11 protein-coding genes are annotated in these 22,590 nt (G+C 43.8%); 5 read left to right on the top strand and 6 right to left on the bottom strand.

Features of this window, described 5'->3' with window-relative positions:
• Positions 1–23: 23 nt before the first annotated feature.
• Positions 24–4,034: a hybrid sensor histidine kinase/response regulator transcription factor gene (locus tag AAHJ11_RS08360; RefSeq protein ID WP_195648728.1), complete on the bottom strand. Its 4,011-nt coding sequence runs from the start codon at positions 4,032–4,034 to the stop codon at positions 24–26.
• A gap of 358 nt (positions 4,035–4,392) precedes the next feature.
• Between AAHJ11_RS08360 and AAHJ11_RS08355 the strand changes: the two genes are divergently transcribed.
• From AAHJ11_RS08355 to AAHJ11_RS08335, 5 genes are all read left to right on the top strand, one after another.
• A complete protein-coding gene (locus AAHJ11_RS08355; RefSeq protein WP_148367783.1) occupies positions 4,393–5,940 on the top strand; it encodes a sulfatase in 1,548 nt (515 codons plus the stop codon).
• A 30-nt stretch (positions 5,941–5,970) separates the two neighbouring features.
• Positions 5,971–7,101: a family 43 glycosylhydrolase gene (locus AAHJ11_RS08350; protein ID WP_148367782.1), complete on the top strand. Its 1,131-nt coding sequence runs from the start codon at positions 5,971–5,973 to the stop codon at positions 7,099–7,101.
• Positions 7,098–8,765 (top strand): arylsulfatase, encoded by a 1,668-nt coding sequence (locus AAHJ11_RS08345; RefSeq protein ID WP_167511915.1) that lies wholly within the window; start codon positions 7,098–7,100, stop codon positions 8,763–8,765. The genes AAHJ11_RS08350 and AAHJ11_RS08345 overlap by 4 nt, the downstream gene beginning before the upstream one ends.
• 5 nt (positions 8,766–8,770) lie before the next feature.
• Positions 8,771–10,975 (top strand): glycoside hydrolase family 2 protein, encoded by a 2,205-nt coding sequence (locus tag AAHJ11_RS08340; protein WP_413579324.1) that lies wholly within the window; start codon positions 8,771–8,773, stop codon positions 10,973–10,975.
• Between the two features lie 778 nt (positions 10,976–11,753).
• Positions 11,754–12,215, top strand: coding sequence for a hypothetical protein (locus AAHJ11_RS08335; RefSeq protein WP_413579323.1), 462 nt, complete (start codon positions 11,754–11,756; stop codon positions 12,213–12,215).
• Between the two features lie 772 nt (positions 12,216–12,987).
• On the opposite strand, the gene AAHJ11_RS08330 is transcribed toward AAHJ11_RS08335, so the two are convergent.
• From AAHJ11_RS08330 to AAHJ11_RS08310, 5 genes are all read right to left on the bottom strand, one after another.
• Positions 12,988–15,594 (bottom strand): DUF4962 domain-containing protein, encoded by a 2,607-nt coding sequence (locus AAHJ11_RS08330; protein WP_195648731.1) that lies wholly within the window; start codon positions 15,592–15,594, stop codon positions 12,988–12,990.
• 118 nt (positions 15,595–15,712) lie between these two features.
• Positions 15,713–17,320: a sulfatase gene (locus AAHJ11_RS08325; protein ID WP_148367777.1), complete on the bottom strand. Its 1,608-nt coding sequence runs from the start codon at positions 17,318–17,320 to the stop codon at positions 15,713–15,715.
• Between the two features lie 12 nt (positions 17,321–17,332).
• On the bottom strand, positions 17,333–19,330 hold the full coding sequence (gene hepC / locus AAHJ11_RS08320; protein WP_148367776.1) for a heparin-sulfate lyase HepC: 1,998 nt from the start codon (positions 19,328–19,330) through the stop codon (positions 17,333–17,335).
• Positions 19,331–19,350: 20 nt separating this feature from the next.
• Complete coding sequence (locus AAHJ11_RS08315) at positions 19,351–20,640, bottom strand: DUF4995 domain-containing protein (protein ID WP_148367775.1); 1,290 nt, start codon at positions 20,638–20,640, stop codon at positions 19,351–19,353.
• Between the two features lie 172 nt (positions 20,641–20,812).
• Positions 20,813–22,579: a RagB/SusD family nutrient uptake outer membrane protein gene (locus tag AAHJ11_RS08310; protein ID WP_259021772.1), complete on the bottom strand. Its 1,767-nt coding sequence runs from the start codon at positions 22,577–22,579 to the stop codon at positions 20,813–20,815.
• Positions 22,580–22,590 lie beyond the last annotated feature (11 nt).

Below are 22,590 nucleotides of genomic sequence, written 5' to 3'. Positions count from 1 at the left end.
TTACAAGTGCCAGTTCCGGCGAATTACTTCAATTGCTTGAGAAACTCTGTCGGAGTGATATTAAATTCCTTTTTGAAACATTTTGTAAAGTAGTTCGGGTCTGATATACCGACAGCGAATGAGGCTTCGGAAACATTCATGCCGTTCAGTAAATGGGTTTTGGCTTCCTTCATCTTGATGGTACGTATAAACTGTGTGATGGAGCATCCCGTGAGTGATTTCAGTTTCATGTGCAGCAGACTACGGCTGATGCGGAGATGGGCTGTGATTTCAGTTACTCCAAAATCTTCCTTGGTGAGGTTCGCCATGATCAGCTCCACCAGTTCTTTCATAAACACCTCATCCCGTGGATTATTGGTGATTTGCTTGATGTTCAGTTCCTCCGCCTGTTTGAAGTGCTCGATATTCTGTTTCCGGCTCTTTTGGATATTCTGTACCAGCAACTCCAGGTTCTTGGCGTTGAAAGGTTTGGTGATATAGGCGTCCGCTCCCCGCAGATAGCCTTCTGTATGGTCGTTTTCATCCGTCTTGGCAGTCAGGAGGATGACGGGGATATGACTGGTCGTTACATCTTGCTTGACGCGTTCCGTGAATTCCAGTCCGTCCATCACCGGCATCATTAAGTCCGATATAATCAGATTCGGCAGTTGTCTGGCTATCTTCTTGCAGGCTTCCGCTCCGTTGTAGGCACGTATGATGTCGTATTTCTCGCCGAATATACTGGCGAGGTAATCATTCATTTCTTTATTATCCTCCACAATCATGATAGATTCTCTGCCGGAGTCTTTCTCTTTGTTGGTCAGCTTTTCGGGGATGAGTTCGATTGTTTCCTTGATTCGCTGGTTGTATTTTTGTATTTCTTCGGTCGTGATGTTTTCGGAAGAGCGTTCGTCGGGTGCGTAGGCATCCTCCGATACGTTCAGGGTGACGATAAAGTCCGAACCTTTGTTGACTTCGCTCTCTACCCGTATTTCCCCTTTGTGCATGTGGATGAGCGAACGGGTGAGCGACAGTCCTAGTCCGAATCCCTCGCGGTGGTCACGCTTCTCTACCTGGTAGTAGCTTTCGAATATTTGTTCTTGGGCTTCCTTAGGGATGCCTCTACCACTGTCTTTCACGGAGATTTGCACAAATGTCTCTTTTTCTTCTTTTATCAGTTTGGCGCTCAACTTGACATATCCTCCCGGTTGTGTGTATTTAAATGCGTTCGAGAGCAAGTTATAAAGAATCCGTTCCAGTTTGGAAGGCGAGAACCATACTTCCTCTTCGGTGTCTTCCAGATTGACAATAAAGTCTATTTCCCGTTCTCCGGCTACGATGTCGAAGATGTGAGACAACTCTTCCAGAAAATGCATGATGTCTCCTTTGCGGACGCTGATATGCATCTGCTTCATTTCGATTTTACTGAACGTCAGTAATTCGTTAATCAGATAATTCATCCGGTTGGCATTGCGGTAGATGACTTCCAGCTTCTCTTTGTCGTTGTTGTTGATCTGTGGCTGCTGGATCAACCGTTGAAGAGGTGACAGAATCAGGGTTAGCGGTGTTTTCAGGTCATGGGAGATGTATGTGAAGAAATTGATCTTTTGTTGGTTCATGTTTTCTATGTTGACACGCTGTTCATGCTCTGTTTTCAGTCGCATGAGCAGGATGATACGTGTTTTGGTATATCTGTATGCGGCGTAAATGATTAACAGGGAGAGTAGCGCATAGGCAAGGTATGCTCCCGATGAGAGCCACCAGGGAGGAAGGATTCTGATGGCAAGGTCTTTTTGTCCCGTTTCATCCCAGTGGATGCCGTCTTTGCTGGCTTTGATCTTTAAGATATACCTTCCTGAAGGCAGGTTTGAGAAACGTACCTGATGCTGGTTGCCTACAAACTGCCAGTCTTTGTCGATACCTTCCATTTTCATGGCATATTGGGTGTTGTAGGTGTATTGATAATTCAGTCCGGAATATTCGAGACGCAGGGATTGGGCCTGGTCGTGTGTCAGGGTAATCTCTGTCAGCTCGGAGATGGAGGAAGGGATGGACGCCTTTTCATTATTGGGTGACATATATTCGCTGTTGCTCCATATAGCAGTCAGTGCAATGTTGAAATGGGGATTGACGGAGCGTACCTGTTCCGGATAAAAAGAAATCATGCCGTTGATGGTTCCGAAATACAGTTCTCCGTCAGGTTTCTTGCAGGCGGAGGAGTAGTTGAACTGGTTGATGGGCAATCCGTCGGCAGTGGTATACCGGTCTATATTTTTTGTTTGGGGATTGATACAGCAGAGTCCGTTTCCGGTTCCTACCCAGATATTACTCATTTCATCCTCAATGATACCTTTAATGGCGTTGGAACCCAACTGTTCTTTGCTGTAAAAAGCGATGATGCTGCCGTTGCGGTCTGATACATAAAGCCCGTTGTTGTCTGTCCCTATCCATATCCGTTGGTGCGAATCGGGGTAGATATAGGTTACATAGAGATCGGTGTGTGGTAAGATAGGGAGCGAGGTAACTTTCAGTGTACGGGTGTTTATCTGGAACATACTGCCTTTTCGGGTTCCTGCCCAAAGTATGCTGTCATTGAATTGTACCAGATTGAAGACGCGCAGCGGTGAGACCTTTTCCGGACGGGCATTGATTTTTTTCTTGTCGATCAGGAACAAGCCTGAAGGACCTCCGTACCAAACGTGGTCGTTTTTGTCTTCGATGATGCAGAAGCCGGACGAGACCTCTTCCGACAATAGATTATAGTTCACCGTACGGTTCAGATGCGGTATATAGTGAAGAGCTCCTTTCAGGAACAGTCCGAGCCATAGGCTGTTATCTTTGTCGAGCCATAGAGAGTGTATGTTCTTGGCGTAGATTTGCATCTGTTTGTGAAGCCGTTCGGCGCGGGTAATCTCTTTTTTACTGTTCAGGTAATTCAATCCGCCATCCTCCGTAGCGATGTACAGGCCGTTGTCCGGAGCATTGATAATCTGGCGGACAGCTTTTCCGCTCAAATGGTTGAAACTGCTTCCGTAAGGATATATCTGGAATTGGTCGGAGCCGAATATATAATAGTTGACTCCTCCGAAATAGGTTCCCACCCACATATTATGTGCCTTGTCCTGATAAAGACTGTAAATGGGCGAATCGTTCAGGGCACTTAAATCCCGTTCGGATTGTTCGTAGTGCGCAATCAGTTGGTAGAGTTTGTTGAACACGAAGATGCCGTACTCCGTTCCTACCCATATATTTCCGGTATAGTCGGTTGACGCACACCGGAAATCTTTCACTTCGAGGTCTTTCGAGAGGTTACACAGGGTGTTGCTTTGTATGTGGTAGACGAAGAAATCACTATTAGTATTCAACAAAAGCTGGTTGGACGAGATCAGGACAGCATTGTTACATTGTTGTGCAAAAGGCTGGATGAGAGTAGGGAGGGAAACGAATTGTTTCTTTTCCAGACTGTATCGCATCAGTCCTTTGTTGGTATCTATCCACAGGGTTTTGTCTCCGTCCTCTGCGAGGTATCTCACATGGGGCTTCTCTTCATTGAGCAGGAAAGGGACGAACAGGCTGTCCTGTTCATTGTAACGGTAGAGTCCGTTGCTGCAGGCCGCCAGGAGCATACCGTCGCTGGTGTTCAGGAAACAAACATCATCTTTGGTGTTCCCTTTGATCCGGTAACGGGTAAAATCTTCCGTCCGGTAGTCATAGCTGCAGATGCCCTGATCGGTAGAGATCCATAGAACGTTGCGGAGTGAGTCATTGTACAGACGGGTGATGAAGTCATGGCAGAGTGAGGTACTGTCGGCTTCATTGTGTGCGAACAGGTTGATATTATAACCGTCAAACCGGCACAAGCCGTTGCGTGTACCAAACCAGATGAATCCGTGATTGTCCTGTGTGATTGCATTAATGGTGTTATGCGGAAGTCCTTCGGTTATACTTAACTGTTTGAAACGTATGTTGGTATATTGTATCTGTCCCGTAGACAGGTTTATGTTTAAGAGCACGAGACTAAATAAGAGGATGATTTTAAGTGATGTGGTTCTCATGGCTTTTCTGATTAATTTTCACGACCAAAGATACGTCTTTTTTTGTTTTGGACGGTCGTAGGATTGTTCAAACGGACAGTACTAATGTTCAGTTTGTTGCCCGACAACTGATTTTTATACATGATTGCAGGTATTAAATACTATTTTTCTGTTTTTCTTGGATAGAAAAGACCACATTTGCAAGGTGAAACTCTAAAAGTCAGAAAAAGGATCACACGTTTGATGTGTGTCCGGATGCGGCGATTAAGGATATGGAAGGTATGCAGAAAATTTTTGTAACGATGGGACATGATATGAAGTCGGTTCCATGATTGTACACCGTTTTGAATAAAAGACTATAAGATTAAAATAAGCAAATATGAAAAATACACTCTTTTGTATCACAGGACTAGCTATACAGGGATTGCCTCTGTCGGTCACAGCGCAGAACGGTAAACCGAATATTGTGGTTATCATGACCGACCAGCAGCGTGCCGATCTCTGCGGCAGAGAGGGGTTCCCTCTTGACGTGACTCCTTATGTAGACCAACTAGCACAGGAGAATGTATGGTTCAACAAGGCATATACCGTGATGCCTGCCAGTTCCCCCGCCCGTTGCTCCATGTTCACCGGACGTTTCCCTTCTGCCACTCACGTACGTACGAACCACAATATCCCCGACATCTTCTATCAACAGGATTTGGTAGGAGTATTGAAAGAAAACGGATATCAGACAGCATTGGTCGGCAAGAATCATGCTTACCTGAAACCTGCCGACCTGGACTTCTGGTCTGAATACGGACACTGGGGAAAGAACAAAAAGGCGACTCCCGCCGAGAAAGAAACTGCCCGTTTCCTGAATCAGCAAGCCAGAGGGCAATGGCTCGAACCCTCTCCAATCTCCCTGGAAGAGCAGCATCCCACCAAAATCGTGAACGAAGCACTGGCATGGATTGAGAAGCAGAAAGAAAATCCTTTCTTCGTATGGGTATCTTTCCCGGAACCCCACAACCCTTATCAGGTATGCGAACCCTATTACTCCATGTTCTCACCTGACAAACTTCCCGTATTGAAGACATCGCGCAAGGATTTGGCAAAGAAAGGAGAGAAATACCGTATTCTGGCAGAACTGGAAGATGCATCCTGCCCCAATCTGGAACAGGACCTGCCCCGAATCCGTGCCAACTATATCGGAATGATCCGGTTGATAGACGATCAGATCAAAAGATTGATCGAATCATTGAAAGCCGGCGGACAATATGAAAATACCATCTTTGTTGTACTCTCCGACCACGGTGATTATTGGGGAGAATACGGATTAATCCGTAAAGGAGCCGGACTTTCCGAGAGCCTGGCACGTATTCCGATGGTATGGGCGGGCTATCAGATCAAGAATCAGCCTGCACCTATGGATAGCCACGTGTCGATAGCCGACCTTTTCCCCACCTTCTGCTCTGCCATCGGTGCCGAAATACCGGCAGGCGTTCAGGGACGTAGCTTGTGGCCGATGTTGACCGGGAAGGCTTATCCCCAAGAAGAATTCTCCAGTATAGTGGTTCAACAAGGCTTCGGCGGGGCTGACGTCGGACTGGACGCTTCCCTGACTTTCGAACAGGAAGGCGCATTGACTCCCGGCAAGATAGCCCACTTTGACGAACTGAACACTTGGACGCAAAGCGGCACTTCACGCATGATAAGAAAGGATGACTGGAAACTGGTGATGAATCATTATGGAAACGGTGAACTTTACAACTTGAAGAAAGACCCTTCGGAAGTTCATAATCTGTTTGGTGAGAAGAAATATAGCGAAATTCAAACGGAACTTCTGACCCGGTTGCTGGCATGGGAATTACGTTTGCAGGACCCACTACCTCTTCCGCAAAGACGCTATCATTTTAAACAGAACCCATTTAACTATCTTAAATAGGAAGAATACGTAAACATAAAACAGGAATATATGAAATTGATTGGACGATTAGGATTGATCTTGCTTACAGGATTTATTTCCATCTGTACAGCATCAGCGCAGTTATATGGAACGGCAAATACAAACGCTCCGGAACTACGTGTTCCGAAATCTGTAAAGCCGGCATTTGATTATTGGATGAGGGACACCTGGGCTACGTTGGGACCTGACGGTTATTATTATATCACAGGAACTACCTCTACCCCCGATCGTCATTTTCCGGGACAGAAACATTGCTGGGACTGGAATGACGGTTTGTACCTGTGGCGTTCCAAAGATATGAAGTCGTGGGAAGCTATGGGACAAATCTGGTCGATGGAAAAAGACGGCACCTGGCAAAAGAAGCCGAAAGTATATAAAGCAGGAGAGAAATATCAGAAAAAATCCATCAACGGTGATCCGATGGACAACCGCTTTCATGCAGTGTGGGCTCCGGAAATGCATTATATCAAAAGCGCGAAGAACTGGTTTATCGTTGCCTGCATGAATGAGTCGGCAGGCGGGAGAGGTTCTTTTATTTTGCGCAGTAAGACCGGAAAACCGGAAGGACCGTACGAGAATATCGAAGGCAACAAAGAGAAAGCCATCTTCCCGAACATCGACGGAAGTTTGTTTGAAGATACGGACGGCACAGTTTATTTTGTCGGGCACAACCATTATATCGCCCGTATGAAACCGGATATGAGCGGATTGGCCGAGGAACTGAAAACGTTGAAAGAAAAGAAATACGATCCGGAACCGTATATTGAGGGAGCATTTATTTTCAAATACGATAACAAGTATCATCTGGTACAAGCAATATGGTCGCACCGTACGGCAGAGGGAGATACCTATATCGAGAAGAAGGGAGTGACTTCGCCGAAAACACGTTATAGTTATGACTGTATCATATCGACAGCCGATAATGTGTATGGGCCATATAGTGAGCGCTACAATGCCATCACGGGAGGAGGACACAACAATCTTTTTCAGGATAAGGCTGGAAACTGGTGGGCTACCATGTTCTTCAATCCACGCGGGGCACAGGCGGCAGAGTATAAAGTGACGTGCCGTCCCGGATTGATTCCGATGATCTATGAGAATGGTAAATTCAAACCCAACTTTAATTATAAAACCAAATGAAAACTTCTTTATTGATAGCAGGCAGTCTGGCTCTGGTTCCGATGGCTTATGCGCAGGACAAGCCGAATATTATAATTATACTGGCTGATGACTTGGGATTTTCAGATCTCGGTTGCTTCGGTGGTGAGATTCATACACCGGTATTGGATAAACTGGCGGAGAATGGCGTCCGTATGACGCAAATGTACAACAGTGCACGCAGTTGCCCGTCCCGTGCCAACCTGTTGACGGGACTTTATCCCCATCAAACAGGACTGGGACACATGGACGGCAGTCACCCTGCATGGCCGAAGGGATATTCGGGATTCCGTTCCAATTCGGATAATGTCACGATTGCGGAAGTCTTGAAAGATGCCGGATATTTTACGGCTATGTCGGGAAAGTGGCATTTGGGGAACAAGTCGAATCCTGTTCTTCGTGGTTTTCAAGAGTATTACGGGTTGCTGGGCGGATTCAATTCTTTCTGGAATCCGGCGGTATATACCCGTTTGCCGAAAGACCGTACCCCCAGACACTATGAAGAAGGGGCTTTCTATGCAACGAATGTGATAACGGATTATGCGATTGACTTCATCGACCAGGCACATCAGGAAAAGAAACCGCTGTTCCTGTATCTGGCTTATAATGCTCCCCATTTTCCTTTGCACGCACCGAAAGAAGTGACTGATAAATATATGTCTCTCTATATGCAGGGATGGGACAAGATTCGTGACGCACGTTGGAAACGGATTGTTGACCTGAAACTGATGCAAGGCAAACCGGAACTTAGTCCGCGCGGCGTGGTTCCCGAAAGTCTGTTTGAAGATGAAACGCATCCGTTGCCGGCATGGGACTCATTGACGAAAGATCAGCAGACCGACTTGGCACGCCGTATGTCTATCTTTGCAGCGATGGTGGATGTGATGGACGCGAATATCGGACGGGTAGTGGATGAGTTGAAAAAGAACGGTGAGCTGGACAATACATTTATCATGTTTATGTCTGATAACGGAGCTTGTGCCGAATGGCATGAATTTGGTTTCGACAAACAGACCGGAGTCGAATATCATACGCATACGGGAGCCGAACTCGACCAGATGGGCTTGCCCGGAACTTATCATCATTACGGCACAGGCTGGGCGAATGTTTGTTGCACGCCGTTCACGCTGTATAAACATTATGCTCACGAAGGAGGTATCTCAACCCCATGTATCATTTCCTGGGGCAATCATGTGAAGAATAAAGGCGGACTGGATCATCAGCCTGCACAATTCTCCGATATCATGTCTACTTGTGTGGAACTGGCAGGAGCCACTTATCCGAAAGAATATCAGGGAAGAGCGATTCTGCCCACGGCAGGTAAATCCATCCTCCCGATTGTGAAAGGAAAGAAGATGCCCGAAAGGTATATCTATGCGGAACATGAAGGCAACCGCATGGTGCGTAAAGGTGACTGGAAGCTGGTTTCGGCCAATTTTAAGGGAGATGAATGGGAATTGTACAATATCAAGGAAGACCGTACCGAGCAGCACAACCTGATCGGCAAATATCCTGAAATGGCAAAAGAACTGGAAACGGCCTATTTCGAATGGGCAGACAAGAGCGATGTCCTGTATTTCCAGAAAATGTGGAATACCTACAATAAGAATCGACGGAAAGATTTTAAAGAATATAAAACCCGCTAACGCTTATGGATAAGAGAATCTTGTTTACTCTGGCTTTAGGAGCCATGTCGCAGGTGTTTGCCCATGCATGGGAGCCTAAAGGAGACAAAATCAAAACAGTATGGGCTGAACAGGTGACGCCGGAAAATGTGTGGCAAAGTTATCCCAGACCGCAATTGCAACGGGCAGAATGGATCAATCTGAACGGATTGTGGAAATATGCCGTGACGGATCAGAACACGGTCCGGAAGAATGTTTCCTTTGAGGGGGAAATCCTTGTTCCGTTTGCGATTGAATCGTCTCTGTCCGGAGTGCAGAAAACATTTCTTCCTACGGATAAACTATGGTATCAACGTGAGTTCACACTAAATCCTTCCTGGAAGAATAAATCTACTATCCTGCATTTCGGAGCAGTGGATTATGAATGTCAGGTGTGGGTGAATAACCGGTTGGCCGGCACGCATAAAGGAGGGAATAATCCGTTCTCGTTTGATATTACTAGGTTTTTGAAGAAAAGCGGGCCTCAAAGCATTGAGGTAGCTGTAACCGATCCGACAGATACGGAATCTATTTCCCGTGGCAAACAGCAACTCAATCAGGAAGGGATTTGGTATACTCCCGTATCGGGTATTTGGCAGACAGTCTGGCTGGAAGCGGTAGATAAAACTTATATCCGTCAGGTGCTTCCTTCCACTGATATTGAGAAGAAGTCTGTAAAACTGAATTTCGACATAGCCGGAGCTAAAGGCAATGAAGAGGTAAAAATAGAAGTATTGGATGATGGTAAAGTAATCAGGACGGTGGAACAGAAGTTGCGTGATGCGATTGAGATAGATGTTCCGGATGCTGCTTTATGGTCTCCCGAATCTCCGAAACTGTATCATCTGAATATTTCCTTATCCAATGGAGGGCGTGTTTTAGATCAGGTAAAGAGTTACTTTGCTTTGAGAAAGGTAGATGTACGGAAAGATGAGTGCGGATATAACCGCATTTGCCTGAATAATCAACCCATCTTCCAATACGGTCCGCTCGATCAAGGCTGGTGGCCCGACGGATTGCTGACTCCTCCTTCCGAGGAAGCGATGCTGTGGGACATGGTGCAGTTGAAGAAGATGGGATTTAATATGATCCGTAAACACATCAAGGTAGAACCGGAACAATATTATTATTACGCCGATTCTCTCGGTCTGATGATGTGGCAGGATATGGTATCCGGTTTTGCTACATCAAGGAAGAAAGAGGAACACGTTAATCCGTCGGCTACTGCCGATTGGAATGCTCCCGAAGAACATACCCGCCAATGGCAAAAAGAAATGTTCGAGATGATTGACCGTCTCCGTTTTTATCCTTGTATCACTACCTGGGTTGTATTCAATGAAGGATGGGGACAGCACAATACGGTGGAAATCGTGAATAAAGTGATTAAGTACGACGATACACGTCTGATAAACGGGGTGACCGGGTGGACGGATAGAGGCGTAGGTGATATGTACGACGTACATAATTATCCTGTCACTTCCATGATTCTGCCGGAGAATAACGGTAACCGTATTTCCGTATTGGGAGAGTTCGGCGGTTATGGCTGGGCGATCAAGGAGCATATCTGGAATCCGAATATGAGAAACTGGGGGTATAAGAATATCGACGGGGCAATGGCATTGATTGATAGCTACGGTCGCCTGTTATATGATTTGGAAACGCTGATTGCCCAGGGATTGAGTGCAGCAGTCTATACACAAACCACCGATGTGGAAGGGGAAGTGAACGGCTTGATTACTTATGACCGGAAAGTGACTAAAATACCGGAAGGCTTATTGCACCTGATGCACAACCGTTTGTATGAAATCACCCCCGTGAATGCGGTTACTTTGATTGCGGACAGTCAGAATGGAAGCAAGAATACCCGCCTTGTCGGTGTGAACGGTCAGGAACTGAAAATGACTTCTTTGCCTTTCGAATGTTCCCCTCGTTCCACAATAGTATCTGAAGCAACTTTTAATGTAGATAAGGGCTTCAATCACCTGTCTTTGTGGCTCAATGTTGCCGGAGAAGCAAAAGTGTGGTTGAATGGAGTGGAAGTCTTTGCGCAGGAAGCAAAGCAGACCAGGCAATATAATCAATACAATATCAGTGACTACAGCCGTTACTTGCGGAAAGGGAGCAATCTGTTGAAAATCGAAGTGAAAGATAGCAAGAAGATGAGATTCGATTATGGGTTGAGAGCTTATTAACGGAATTGTTTTTCTTTTGTCTGTTTCTATTATAAGGTACTTACCTTTGTATTCTTCTTCCCGAATTGGCTTAGGAATCGAAACACTGTAGAATTTCTTGGTATCTGGGAGAAGCTGAACAATCCCACTTTTAATTGTGTAGAATCCGACATAATTAAAAGTGGGATTGAACAGTTATTGCCTTAGCGCAAAAGAATGGATACAAAATACAAATGCCATTGGTATTATATCAAAACTGCTAGATATGGTGGAACATGCCCACAAAGGCATTGATTTTATAAACATTCAGTGCAAAACTTCTTGTATTTATTGCCTTATTTCCAATATATTCCAAATAAATCATTTATCTTTGTCACACGCTTTCCGCCCATCAGCGTGATGGAACTGGTGGAAAGTGGTTTTATTTCTTAATAGAGTAAAAGCGTATTATCTCTCGTCTATGAAAATTAGCAGTTTTAAAGGAGAGAGGTGATTCAGCAGATACTCCACGCGAACGGTGTATATCAACATATCCGTCAGAGATGTGTTATATATAAACGATTGGCGTGGGTGTCTGTTGTTATCATTATCTTCCGAAGGGTATTGCTAAGCCTCATAGACGGATAATGGTGCAACAGCATCTGCGCCTTTCTTGTATCCGGTCGGTTTATTCATAATACCCCAATATAACCTGACCAATCCCCGCCACCGGACTGCAGGAAGCGTAGATGCCCGTTGTGCTAATATAATAAAAAGAGTATCCCTCTTTCATTGTATCACACATAAAAAAACGAACACTATGTCAGAATGGATTAGCATAGAAGAAGCGGCCAAGAAATACGGTATCGAAAAAGAGTATATCCAACTTTGGGTGGATATGCAGGTAATCATGTCATATTTCAAGGATTACAGAACCGTCGTAAACGATCAGAGTCTCCGTGGATTCCTGAAGATTAGGGAGAAAGGAATTAGCCCGGAATACGTGAAAGTCTTGGAGCAGCTTTGCATCAGTAAATTTGAAGTGTGTTCGGCATATGCTTTTCTCTTAGGGGCACGCGACAAGGAACTCGAAATGTACAGGGAAGCCAAATCACAGCGGGATGCATTACGGGGCATGTGGATAGAGCTAAACGAACGGACACGGGATTTAGAAATAGAACTTGAATTAGGACGGGGTAGTTGTTATAAATGCCCGTTAAAAAAGCTGTGTATAAGAATCAAAAGAATAAAACAGAATTGGTCCACAAAGATGCAGAAATGAGCAATCATCTTATTTTGTTTAGGCTAATACTTAGCGATTTGTACTCTTTTTATTGTCAATCTGTCAGGATGACATTCAAGTGCTTGAATATCAATTTTATACTGCCTGACAATAGGTGCTGATAATAGGCTGACAGTAAAACATCTGCACTTTTATTGTCAGCCTTGATTTCTTGTCAAGTGCCTTGTTTTAAGATTAATCAAGTGGGACTTTATAGGAAGAGTAGCCGGTATAGTTATGTTGGGATACCGGTATAGTTACATTAAAGTATCGGTATCTTTAATTCGTCACGGTCGTGACGAGATCTTCCCACGGCCGTGGTAGGATCTCGTCATGGCTGTGGGAAGAAGTTACCACGGCCGTGGGAAGTTAGTGATATCGGCACGTTAATGGACAAATGGTTATGGGATAATGGAAGTATAACAGCTGTATAACGTTTGTTTAATGGGGACTTGTCACAAAAGGTAAGTAGGCTGGATGGATTGAGGATAATACGGGAGGACAAATCATTAAATAATAGACTGGCAATAGGAACTGCTAAATTTATATATGTGAATACAATCGGAAATACTGCTTATCTTCAACCAAGAAAAGGGAAGAGAGGGTAAGCTGACTATGAGAAATACCCTGAAATGTTATGAGAATAAGCTGAAATTTAAGCTAAAATAGAGAATATCTTATGAGAAATACCGTATTGAAAAGTATTTCTCATAAGATATTTGTTTGATTATCTGATGTTTATGTGAATTAATGAGAATATGAGAAATGCTTTCTATATCTCTAAATCCGGTAAGGTATCAACTAGTTTCTTTTCCACACGCTTACCACCGACTTGATCTACAATAGTCGTAGCACCATTATTCAAATCATAATCAAAGTTCAGCGAAACACCTTTCTTTTTATTTTCTATACGGAGAAATGCTTTCTCTCCACCATCTAAATTACATTCAATAACCCATTCTTTTACAGTTATGCGATTTCCTTCACGATCCACCACAGCATCAGCACGGTTATTCCCATGTACATCAATCACATTCAAAAAACAGACCTGATTGCTGGGAGACGTGGTTGCTGTGAAATGGTAATGATTAGGGAGTGTCTTGCCAAGTCGTTTTTTCCAATCAACAGCAGCCACAAAGAAGGTATCTGTCTGTGCGTAAGTCATCTTTTGTGAAGAAAACAAATGGGCTACAGATACTCCGTCTACCTTATTCTTTCCCAAAATACGCAGTCCACCCCCTTCTTCAACCACTTCCATCGGAAGTTCTACCGTATGCAGTAAATAATTCCACTTTACAGGTTCCTTACCTGTCAGTTCATCGTAAATGACAAATAGTCCCGAACGTCCTAATTGGACAATGTGCCTGCGGAAGAAATCCAGTTTATTCTCATCCCAACCCATTTCTGGAGTAAAACGAGTGCCGGACAAACGTCCGCGTTCCAGCCATAACGGAGAAATGACTTTGCCATAGGCATTGGAAGCATCACCTACAACGTAAGAGATTTCTTCACCTTCGTAATAGCGGGGAATCCAACCATAACCTTCTGTTCCTATCTTTTGTCCCATACCGTTTACCAATATGGAATTATGGGCACGAGTGTTCCGATAGGCATACATGCAGTGGTCATCTGTAAACCCGGTACGATGTCCGCTGCTATAGAAGATGGCTTTACCGCCAAAGAAGGTGTTGAAAGCATTCTGATTCGCTAAGGCATGAGAAGTAGAACCGTAAGGACTGCTTCGGAAAGAAAGCATCGCATTGTTAGTATGGTGTCCGATGTCGGTATGCATCAAAGCAGTACCCGTTTGACTGAAGATTTTGCATGCCGGTAAATCCGACAAGCGCATGCTATAAGCAGGTCTTTCCTTTTTAGTAATACAACGATACCACGTCAGGTCTGCCGGTTTGGTTTCGAAAGCTTTCGAGAAGATATCGGGGTCTTCTTGCATGATTTCGTGTACATAGGCTGCCGCCCACGGGTTGTTACATTCACGCGCTATGGCATCAGCATATCCTACGCGGCCTCCGTTCGGAGTATGCTGTCCCTCATGCGAATTGCCATGACCTCCGGATTTGGAGAAAGGAGGTTGCTGGTAGATGACATATAATGCATTATTGTTATACCACGGATCAGCAAAGAAATTGAAGCCTGAAATACGTGAGAAGAAGGCCGGAATTTCTATTAAGGTGCGTATATTTACATGGAAATAAGCGTCTCCGTTATGCCAGGCACCATCTTTGTTCAGACCGGGAAGGCGGGAAATCCATTCATTATAGCAATAATCTGTCCACACTGATGCTTCCGGTATCTCACCAACCGTAGCGAATGCCGCCATCGTCAGAATACGGAAAGTCATCTGCCATACATGGTTGTCGGCGATACGGTTCTCCAGATGATTGACATATTCATTATAGAACTTATCGCCAATATTGCGAATGTTGTCCAATAGCAGTTGTTTCTCTTCAGGAGACAGCAAGCCATAGAATCCATCATATGTAGATGTACTCATAGATAATAAAGTGGATAGATTAAAGTCGCCTGCAAAGTATTTGCTTTCTTGCCAGGAAAGAATTTCGCTCAATCGGTCGATACCTTCCCGATAATATTTTTTATCTTTCGTCAATAGGTAGGCACGTACCAATGCTTCTACGTTAGCTTCTTCCCTATCCACAATCTTACGGCTTTCCCGTATAAGGGCAGACTTACGCTGTACAAGGTTAGTCAATGTAACCACATTCGTTGTATCTATCTCCTCCCAAAGATGTTTCAACGGATGCGAGATGCATCGGACAGCCTTGTCTATATATGCCCGAGCTTCCGGATTATTTTTATTTTTTGCTATGATCTCCTCCCAATCATCGGCATCTAACAATACACGGGGATGATGGGAAGGGTACCCCGCCAATACTTTCTCTAAAGCAGGTGGATTAAACTCCGGTGTATCTTTATTTATATAGAACTGATAAACCGGCGACCACTCTTCATTACCTTCGGGAGTAACATAAGCATGTTGCCAATACCATTTTCCCGGAGCCAGACACTGGAAAGGATTGAAGAAAGCCCAGGCACGTTCTCCCGTCAGAACATCCTTTTGGAAATTTTTGTCTTGGGAAATACGAATCCGGTAAAGTACTTTCGGCTTTTCGTCCACTTGCCCCGGTACACCATCTAAAACGGAACCTAAATGCGGAAATTTGTCCGGCCACATAAAACGCGGCGGATTCACCGCAACATGTGCGTCATTCAACGGTGAAGGAGTTGCACGGACTTCGTGCATCATCGTTTTTTCAGCGACTTTTATAACGGCTGTTTGTCCGGAACTGTTACATGACATCAACAGACAAAAGGCAGGTAAACCTAATAATATCTTTTTCATTTTTGAATCTTATTTTTATTTGTTGAAAGTAACCAACTCTTTCAAACTGACTGTCTTATTATTGATTAAAAGGGGTTCAAAACCCTATAAATGTACTATATTTCATGCTTGCAAGGCATCAGTTCTTTATGAACCGTCTGTCACCTTTGAACAGTTCATTCTCTTTTTCGTCAGGATCTTCATCCTTATATTGTTTTTGAACCTCTTTCAGTAACGACATTAGTTCTGTTTGCTTATCAGCATACTCTAATTTGCCGAATATATTATTTAATTCATTCGGGTCGTTCTTCAAATCATACATTTCCCACTCATCCACATCATTGTAGAAGTGAATCAGCTTAAAATCAGCCGTGCGAATACCGTAATGCCGCTTTACCGAGTGTTCTGCCGGATATTCGTAATAATGGTAATAAGCCGCCTTTCTCCAATCGGCAGGAGTCTTGCTTCCATTGGTCAGAATAGGTTTCAATGATTTACCTTGAATATCATCTGGTATATCCACTCCCGCAAAGTCCAGCAAGGTAGGAGCAAAATCCACATTCATTGCAATTGCATCCGAAATACTACCCGCTTTTATTGCTTTCGGATATCGGATTATCAACGGCATGCGTTGACATTCTTCATACATAAAGCGTTTATCAAACCATCCATGCTCACCCAGGAAAAAACCTTGGTCTGAAGTGTAGATAATGATTGTATTATCCAATTCGCCCTTTTTTTCCAGATAGCTGAGTATGCGTCCGATGTTTTCATCCACAGCCACTACCGTTGCTAGATAATCGCGCATATATTGTTGGTATTTCCAACTTATAAGTTCCTTGCCCTGCAGTTTGCCGCTGCGATATTCGGAAATGCGTTGTGCATAGACGGAATCCCACTTGTCTTGTACATCGGCAGGCATACGTTTATAAACCTGATACAAACGGTTGGTCGTATCTCTCAGCATTTCTTCGCGAGTCAGCAATTTCAAGTCCCAATCGTTCGTAAGTGTATGCTCAATCGACATATCCTGTTCTTTGGCTGCAGAACCTCTGCCTTCATAGGTATCAAAGAATGTGGCCGGTTGGGGAAAAGTCGTATTGTTGAACATACCCAAATGACGGGGAGCAGGCATCCAGTTGCGGTGTGGCGCTTTCTGATGATACATCATACAAAAAGGCTTGCTCTTATCTCTATTCTCCAGATACTCGATAGCTTTGTCTGTTATAATATCAGTAGTGTATCCTTGTTCTACAATCTGCTTTCCATTCTCGTTGAAAGCAGGATTATAATAATCCCCTTGTTCATGCTGTCCTGTCAGGATACACCAATAATCAAATCCCTGAGGCTCTGTAATCAAATGCCACTTACCAACGATTGAAGTCTGATAGCCTGCTGACTGCAATAATTTAGGGAAAGTCTGCTGACTGCCGTCAAAAGTGCTGGCATTGTCCGTGAATCCGTTGACATGACTGAATTTGCCCGTTAAGATACAAGCCCTTGACGGACCGGACAGGGCATTGACCGCATAACAATTGTCCATGCGGATACCTTCGTTGGCAATTCTATCCATGTTGGGAGTCTGGAGAAGACGACCTCCGTAGCACGACATAGCTTGTGTAGTATGGTCGTCCGTCATCATAAAAATGATATTGGGCCGTTTCACCTCTTCCTTGAGTTTACCTGAACTACAAGCAGATACTCCAATAGCTGTGAGGGGCAAAAATAAAAATGATAGTCGATTCATAACCACTGCCGCTTATAAATGATACTCTAATTGGCGTTTCTTACCATTGACAGATACTTCTATCTTCACACCGTTTTCATCGAATTCTTTATTCAGGTATTTCGCCTTGATATAGGGGAAAGAAGCTGTATCCTTCACCGGATAAATAACTGTGATGTAACGTACCGGGGCCGGACTTTCCTTGACTATATCGAATGATACGGAAGTGCGGGCTACGCGTTGACGATAAGCAATCGAACTCCAGCCTTCCTTTTCTCTGGTAGAGATTTTTTTCTCGGCAAAGCATTGCAGCTTCACATTGTTCGGTCCGTCAAAAGCGGTGGTCAGTATATTATTCTTTTCATCCACATTGACATTTCCTTCGCAGAAATGATAGTTCAGGTTCACTGTTCCTTTGGCATCTCCAACTGCCTCATCAACAATGACAAAATACGTCTGGTCAACAAAAAATACGGAACGCCTGTGTTTCAGCCCGTCATAATGCGGATTTTCCGTTACCAGGATCTGTTCATTACCTTCTGGTTTCCAAAGTTTAGTGACAGACTGCGTGGTTTGTAGATTCTTTTCATCCAATGTCAGTGTATTATGAACGCAAGTCTGGCGGAACCAGTTGCGAAGCTTCATCACTTCATCATCTCCGGCATACACATACGAGCCGCTGTCGGGAAACAGATTCTTGCCATTAAACCAAAGTTCAAAAGTTCCGTTATCGGGCTGACAGTGCCATTCGCCTTTCGGACCTGCTTTCACCACCATTACTGTAGCATCTTGTTTCCACCCGTTTCTGAAAGTGAAAAAGCCAGAAGTCAAAGCGCCATGAGACAGATTAGGCAACGGAGTGCCTTCACGTCCTTCGGTTGCATAATAGCGTATCCATTCACAATCCGGGAAAATATTGAGCCACTCCTTATAATTTTTAATTTCTGCCGGACGATTACCCAGTTTGGCATCGCTGAAACAAGGATTGCTATAATCAGGGAAGCAAATATTTGAGTAGAATTCGATCATGCTCTTTACCGTATTCACATATTCAGCAGGAAATTCCTGACGGAAACCGTTAACATCCGCCATGCGCAAAGCTTTACAAAAGATATTGATTGCTGCCAAATGATAATGAGGGTCCAACTCGTACTGACCTCCATCCGGATAAACTTGCTTTTTGATTTCACGGTTCAGAATGCTGATGCCACTTTCCCTCCAAGAGGCAGCCTCTTTAAACTCTGGAAAGAAGGCTCCTGCATACACCATGCGCTGAGCTTCAAAAAGCAAGTGATTACCCTGAGCGGAATAATTATTCAGAATGTGCAGTGCATGGCGATGATAATTCACTAGAAATTCAGTCAAAAATTCTGGAGTGAACGACGGTGAATCGACAAACAACAAGAACTGCAAGGTCTGGTCTTGCAAACGGTTGCTGACTTCCAATGGACGCCAGGCAAAACGTACATTCTCCGCATTGTCTTTTACTTCACCGGCACTGACCAGTTCATATTCTTCCGGTTCCACCTGTGTCAAAGGATTCTTCTTAATCCAATCCATATACTGGTATGCCCATTCTTTGGCATATTTCTCATCACCTGAAAGGCGATAGGCTTTTCCCATAGGAGTAAACCATTTATGGCGATGCAGTTGCCAACGTAGTTCATTGTCTTGCACCGGCCAATATTGCCAGTTGATGTCTTTGCCATAATTATAAGAAGGTTGATATCCTTTATGTACAAAGAATGTATGTTCCAAAGCGTCATCCGCCCACTTTTGCTCTTCTTTTGAAATTTGAATGTTCTTCAAATCAATATCAGGATGGAAGATTCCCGTGCGATGCCGGTAATAATTCAACAGTGCTTTGGCAGCTTCGTCATAATTTTGTGCAGCATAGGCGGCTTTAACCTCCTGCATACCCTGATAGTCCAGATTTAAGAGGCTGAAAGCTTCTTCTTTGAGTTGCTGCGCTTGAATGTAAAAGGACACTGTTAATAAAACAATGCTCAAAATGTATTTCAAATTTTTCATAAAAGTAATATTCTATTCAATTAAAGCGATTCGTAGTCTAATCTTTTTACCTGCATGTATCGCAGCAATGCTTCCAGATAGTAGTAGTCGGCATAATTCAGTGGGGTGTCGATCTCCGAACCATTAGGTAGTGAGCCTACTGAATGCATCAGCAGGAATCCTTGGTTGGTACCGGCTTTTGCCAAATACGCATCTGAAGAAAGTGAATGAAGTAATTTTTCAGCATAATTCAGATATATTTGTCCATTTTCCGTCAAGGTACTAAGTTCTATTAGTGCCGAGGCTGTAATAGAAGCTGCTGATACATCACGGGGTGTTTCAGGAGTATCGGGGGCATCGTAATCCCATAAAGGAATGAGGTCTTCAGTCTTCACACGGTCCATTATCATTGCTGCAATGTTTTTAGCTTGTTGCAGGAAGAGCGTATTTTTCGATTCGCGATAGCAGGATGTGTATCCATATACACCCCAAGCTTGTCCGCGTGCCCAAGCTGAATCGTCATTCTTTCCTTGGTGAGTACATTTCTCTTCTACACTCCGATCGTCATTATAGCTCACCACATGATAAGAGGAATAGTCTTCCCGAAACTGATGTTGTTGTGTTACGCGAGCATGTTGTAGAGCAATCTCTTTGTATTGCGGATTACCAGTAAGTCGATATACATAAAACAAAAGGTCCAAATTCATCATGTTGTCTATGATAACGGGGAAATTCCACCGTCCGAAGTCCCACGAACGAATACATCCTATCTTGGAATCAAAACGTCCGCACAGATTATCAGCGGTTTGTATCAATGCCTGACGTACACTGTCTGCAGGAGCCAAACGATAGGCATTGCCGTAGCTGCAATTCATCATGAATCCGATATCATGCGTACCTTTATATTTCCTTACTGGATAGAGAAAATTTGTAAAATGTATGGCAGCGTCCTTCAGATTTTCTTTGCCTGTTATTTGGTAGATTAGCCACAGGTTGCCAGGAAAGAATCCGCTTGTCCAGTCATAGATAGAAGTGCAATAACGACGAGTACCCAATACTTCTGTCACGGGTTTTACCCGTAAGGAGTCCTTAAAGGTCATAGGATTCTGTTGCAGTTGGCTGCATAGGAAATCTATATCATAACCAGTCCAGATGGAACGAGGCAATAAAACAGAATCACCTATATCAGCTACAGTTTCTTCCAATTGCCTGACAGATGTATCTATTGCACTCTTTAGCCAACCATAGTCTTCTTCGGGCTGAGGAGACGCACAACTAGAACATTCCAATAACGTAACAACTACATATCCCAACAATAAAATATTCTTCATAAAAATATGTCTTATAAATAACTGTTTCTATATGCAAAATTGCCTACAAATCAAAAACTCATTACACGATTCTATGGAAAGAAGTTTCACAGGTAATAAAAAGATTATTACGTCTGTTTTATGACAGAATAATATTCTTTTTATTACCTGTGAAATACTCTACGGAGGGTTTTTATTCAAATCCCGGATTGTTCTGTCCATTCAAAGCTGCATTCGACTGTATCTCAGCTAACGGAATGGGATACAATTCATGTTTGCCATCCACAAAGTTATGTCCTGCCACATAATTGCTTGATGCCCATGAAACAGGATCCCAACTTTGTAGTGTACTTGCATTAATGTATTCATTAGCATCTGGATACCAGGATTCTATGTAAGCTTGTGCAGCTCTCAAAGCATCACCCAGACATCCCCACCGAAGAAAGTCATACTTGCGTTGTCCCTCGTAACAAAGTTCAAAACCACGTTCCCAATACAAAGCTGTACGAAATTTCCCAGCATCGTCACTATCATCAATAAAATCCAAATTATACACCTTAGGAGCTTTCATCAGACTTGCATAGTTGGCACTCGTAATAGGAGTAGCCTCTGCACGCTGGCGTACATCGTTCAGTAGCTTCCAGGCTTCTGTTGTATTGTTAGTCTCATTATAAGCCTCTGCAGCCATTAATACAACATCTGCATAACGCAAAGGACAATAGTTCACACCAGTATGGTTGGGATCCACAAAACCCAAAGCCATCCATTCTCTGCGCCATTTACCCGGATAACGATATAAACTCTTGGCTATAGAACTGGCCGTATATGACTTATCCTGAGTTTCGGTAGTAGCATTCCATACATACGCATAATCCACGAAATTTACATCCCGACGTACATCCTTTTGACTACCATCCGCATTCGATTCATAGAATGATTTCCAGTAGGGTAATACCGTAAAGAAAGCATTGGCGCGTCCCATGTATGAACTCGTGCCAGAATAACTACCCGGAGCATCTACTATCGGGCCATTGTAAGTAGCCCACATTCCAGAATTGTCTGTTTGTCCTTGATTGGGTTCAAAAGCAATCTCCCACAAACTTTCCTGATTATTCAGAATCAATTGAGAATAGTTTTTGAAGAGTTGCTCGTAACCGCCACCATAGAAATTATGATAACCTTCTGCCTTGAATGTCTCCCATTCCCTAATCACAGCTTCAAAATAGCTCTTGCGGGTAGTATCATCCGGACGGGTCAACTTTCCGGTAGTGCTGCTTAGGCTATAGCCGGCCCGTTGCAAATACACCCTCATCAATAATGCCCGAGCTGCCCCCTTACATGGAATTTCAGAAGAAGCAACTGCACTTCCTACATACAAATGTTCCTTTGCAAAGTTTAAATCGTCAATTATCTGATCGTATATCAATTCACGATCCATGCGAGGTTTGGAAGTCTGTTCATAGCCGCTTGTATAATCTACGCTAAATGGCACATCCCCAAAGAATCTTACCAAATCGAAGGCCAAGAATGCCCGAAGAAATTTGGCCTGTCCAACTAATTCCTGTAAAGCTGTATTCCCTTCATATCCTTCCATCTGCTCAATACTAGCAATTGCTAGATTGGCACGGTCAAGACCTTGATAGGCAAACTCCCAAACGGAAGCAATCCATGTATTCGAAGAAGTATACATATAGTGAGACAAATCACGGCGAGTTCCATCTCCACCAACCCCTCTTACCATAAACATATCATCCGAACCGAAGAAAGGCATAATGTATTGGCCGTAATATTCACCGGTCTCCAAACAGTCATAGATTCCTACAACTGCCATTCGGGCCTTGTCTTCTGTCACGAAATAAGTATCTTTCTCATAATATGAAGTAGGCTTTTCCGTTAAATCACAGGAACCAAATCCTATCACCATCAGTGCGCCAAGCGCATATATCATTTTATTTTTCATTGTATTCCCTT

The organism is Bacteroides sp. 90-K9/2, assembly GCF_047310725.1.
Classification (GTDB): Bacteria; Bacteroidota; Bacteroidia; order Bacteroidales; family Bacteroidaceae; genus Bacteroides; species Bacteroides vicugnae.
This window is presented reverse-complemented; position numbering and strand designations above follow the sequence as displayed.

Coding starts and splice junctions, on each gene's coding strand:
- AAHJ11_RS08325 (WP_148367777.1), bottom strand. CDS start 17,320: ATGAATCGACTATCATTTTTATTTTTGCCCCTCACAGCTATTGGAGTA.
- AAHJ11_RS08335 (WP_413579323.1), top strand. CDS start 11,754: ATGTCAGAATGGATTAGCATAGAAGAAGCGGCCAAGAAATACGGTATC.
- AAHJ11_RS08360 (WP_195648728.1), bottom strand. CDS start 4,034: ATGAGAACCACATCACTTAAAATCATCCTCTTATTTAGTCTCGTGCTC.
- AAHJ11_RS08355 (WP_148367783.1), top strand. CDS start 4,393: ATGAAAAATACACTCTTTTGTATCACAGGACTAGCTATACAGGGATTG.
- AAHJ11_RS08330 (WP_195648731.1), bottom strand. CDS start 15,594: ATGAAAAAGATATTATTAGGTTTACCTGCCTTTTGTCTGTTGATGTCA.
- AAHJ11_RS08350 (WP_148367782.1), top strand. CDS start 5,971: ATGAAATTGATTGGACGATTAGGATTGATCTTGCTTACAGGATTTATT.
- hepC (WP_148367776.1), bottom strand. CDS start 19,330: ATGAAAAATTTGAAATACATTTTGAGCATTGTTTTATTAACAGTGTCC.
- AAHJ11_RS08310 (WP_259021772.1), bottom strand. CDS start 22,579: ATGAAAAATAAAATGATATATGCGCTTGGCGCACTGATGGTGATAGGA.
- AAHJ11_RS08345 (WP_167511915.1), top strand. CDS start 7,098: ATGAAAACTTCTTTATTGATAGCAGGCAGTCTGGCTCTGGTTCCGATG.
- AAHJ11_RS08340 (WP_413579324.1), top strand. CDS start 8,771: ATGGATAAGAGAATCTTGTTTACTCTGGCTTTAGGAGCCATGTCGCAG.
- AAHJ11_RS08315 (WP_148367775.1), bottom strand. CDS start 20,640: ATGAAGAATATTTTATTGTTGGGATATGTAGTTGTTACGTTATTGGAA.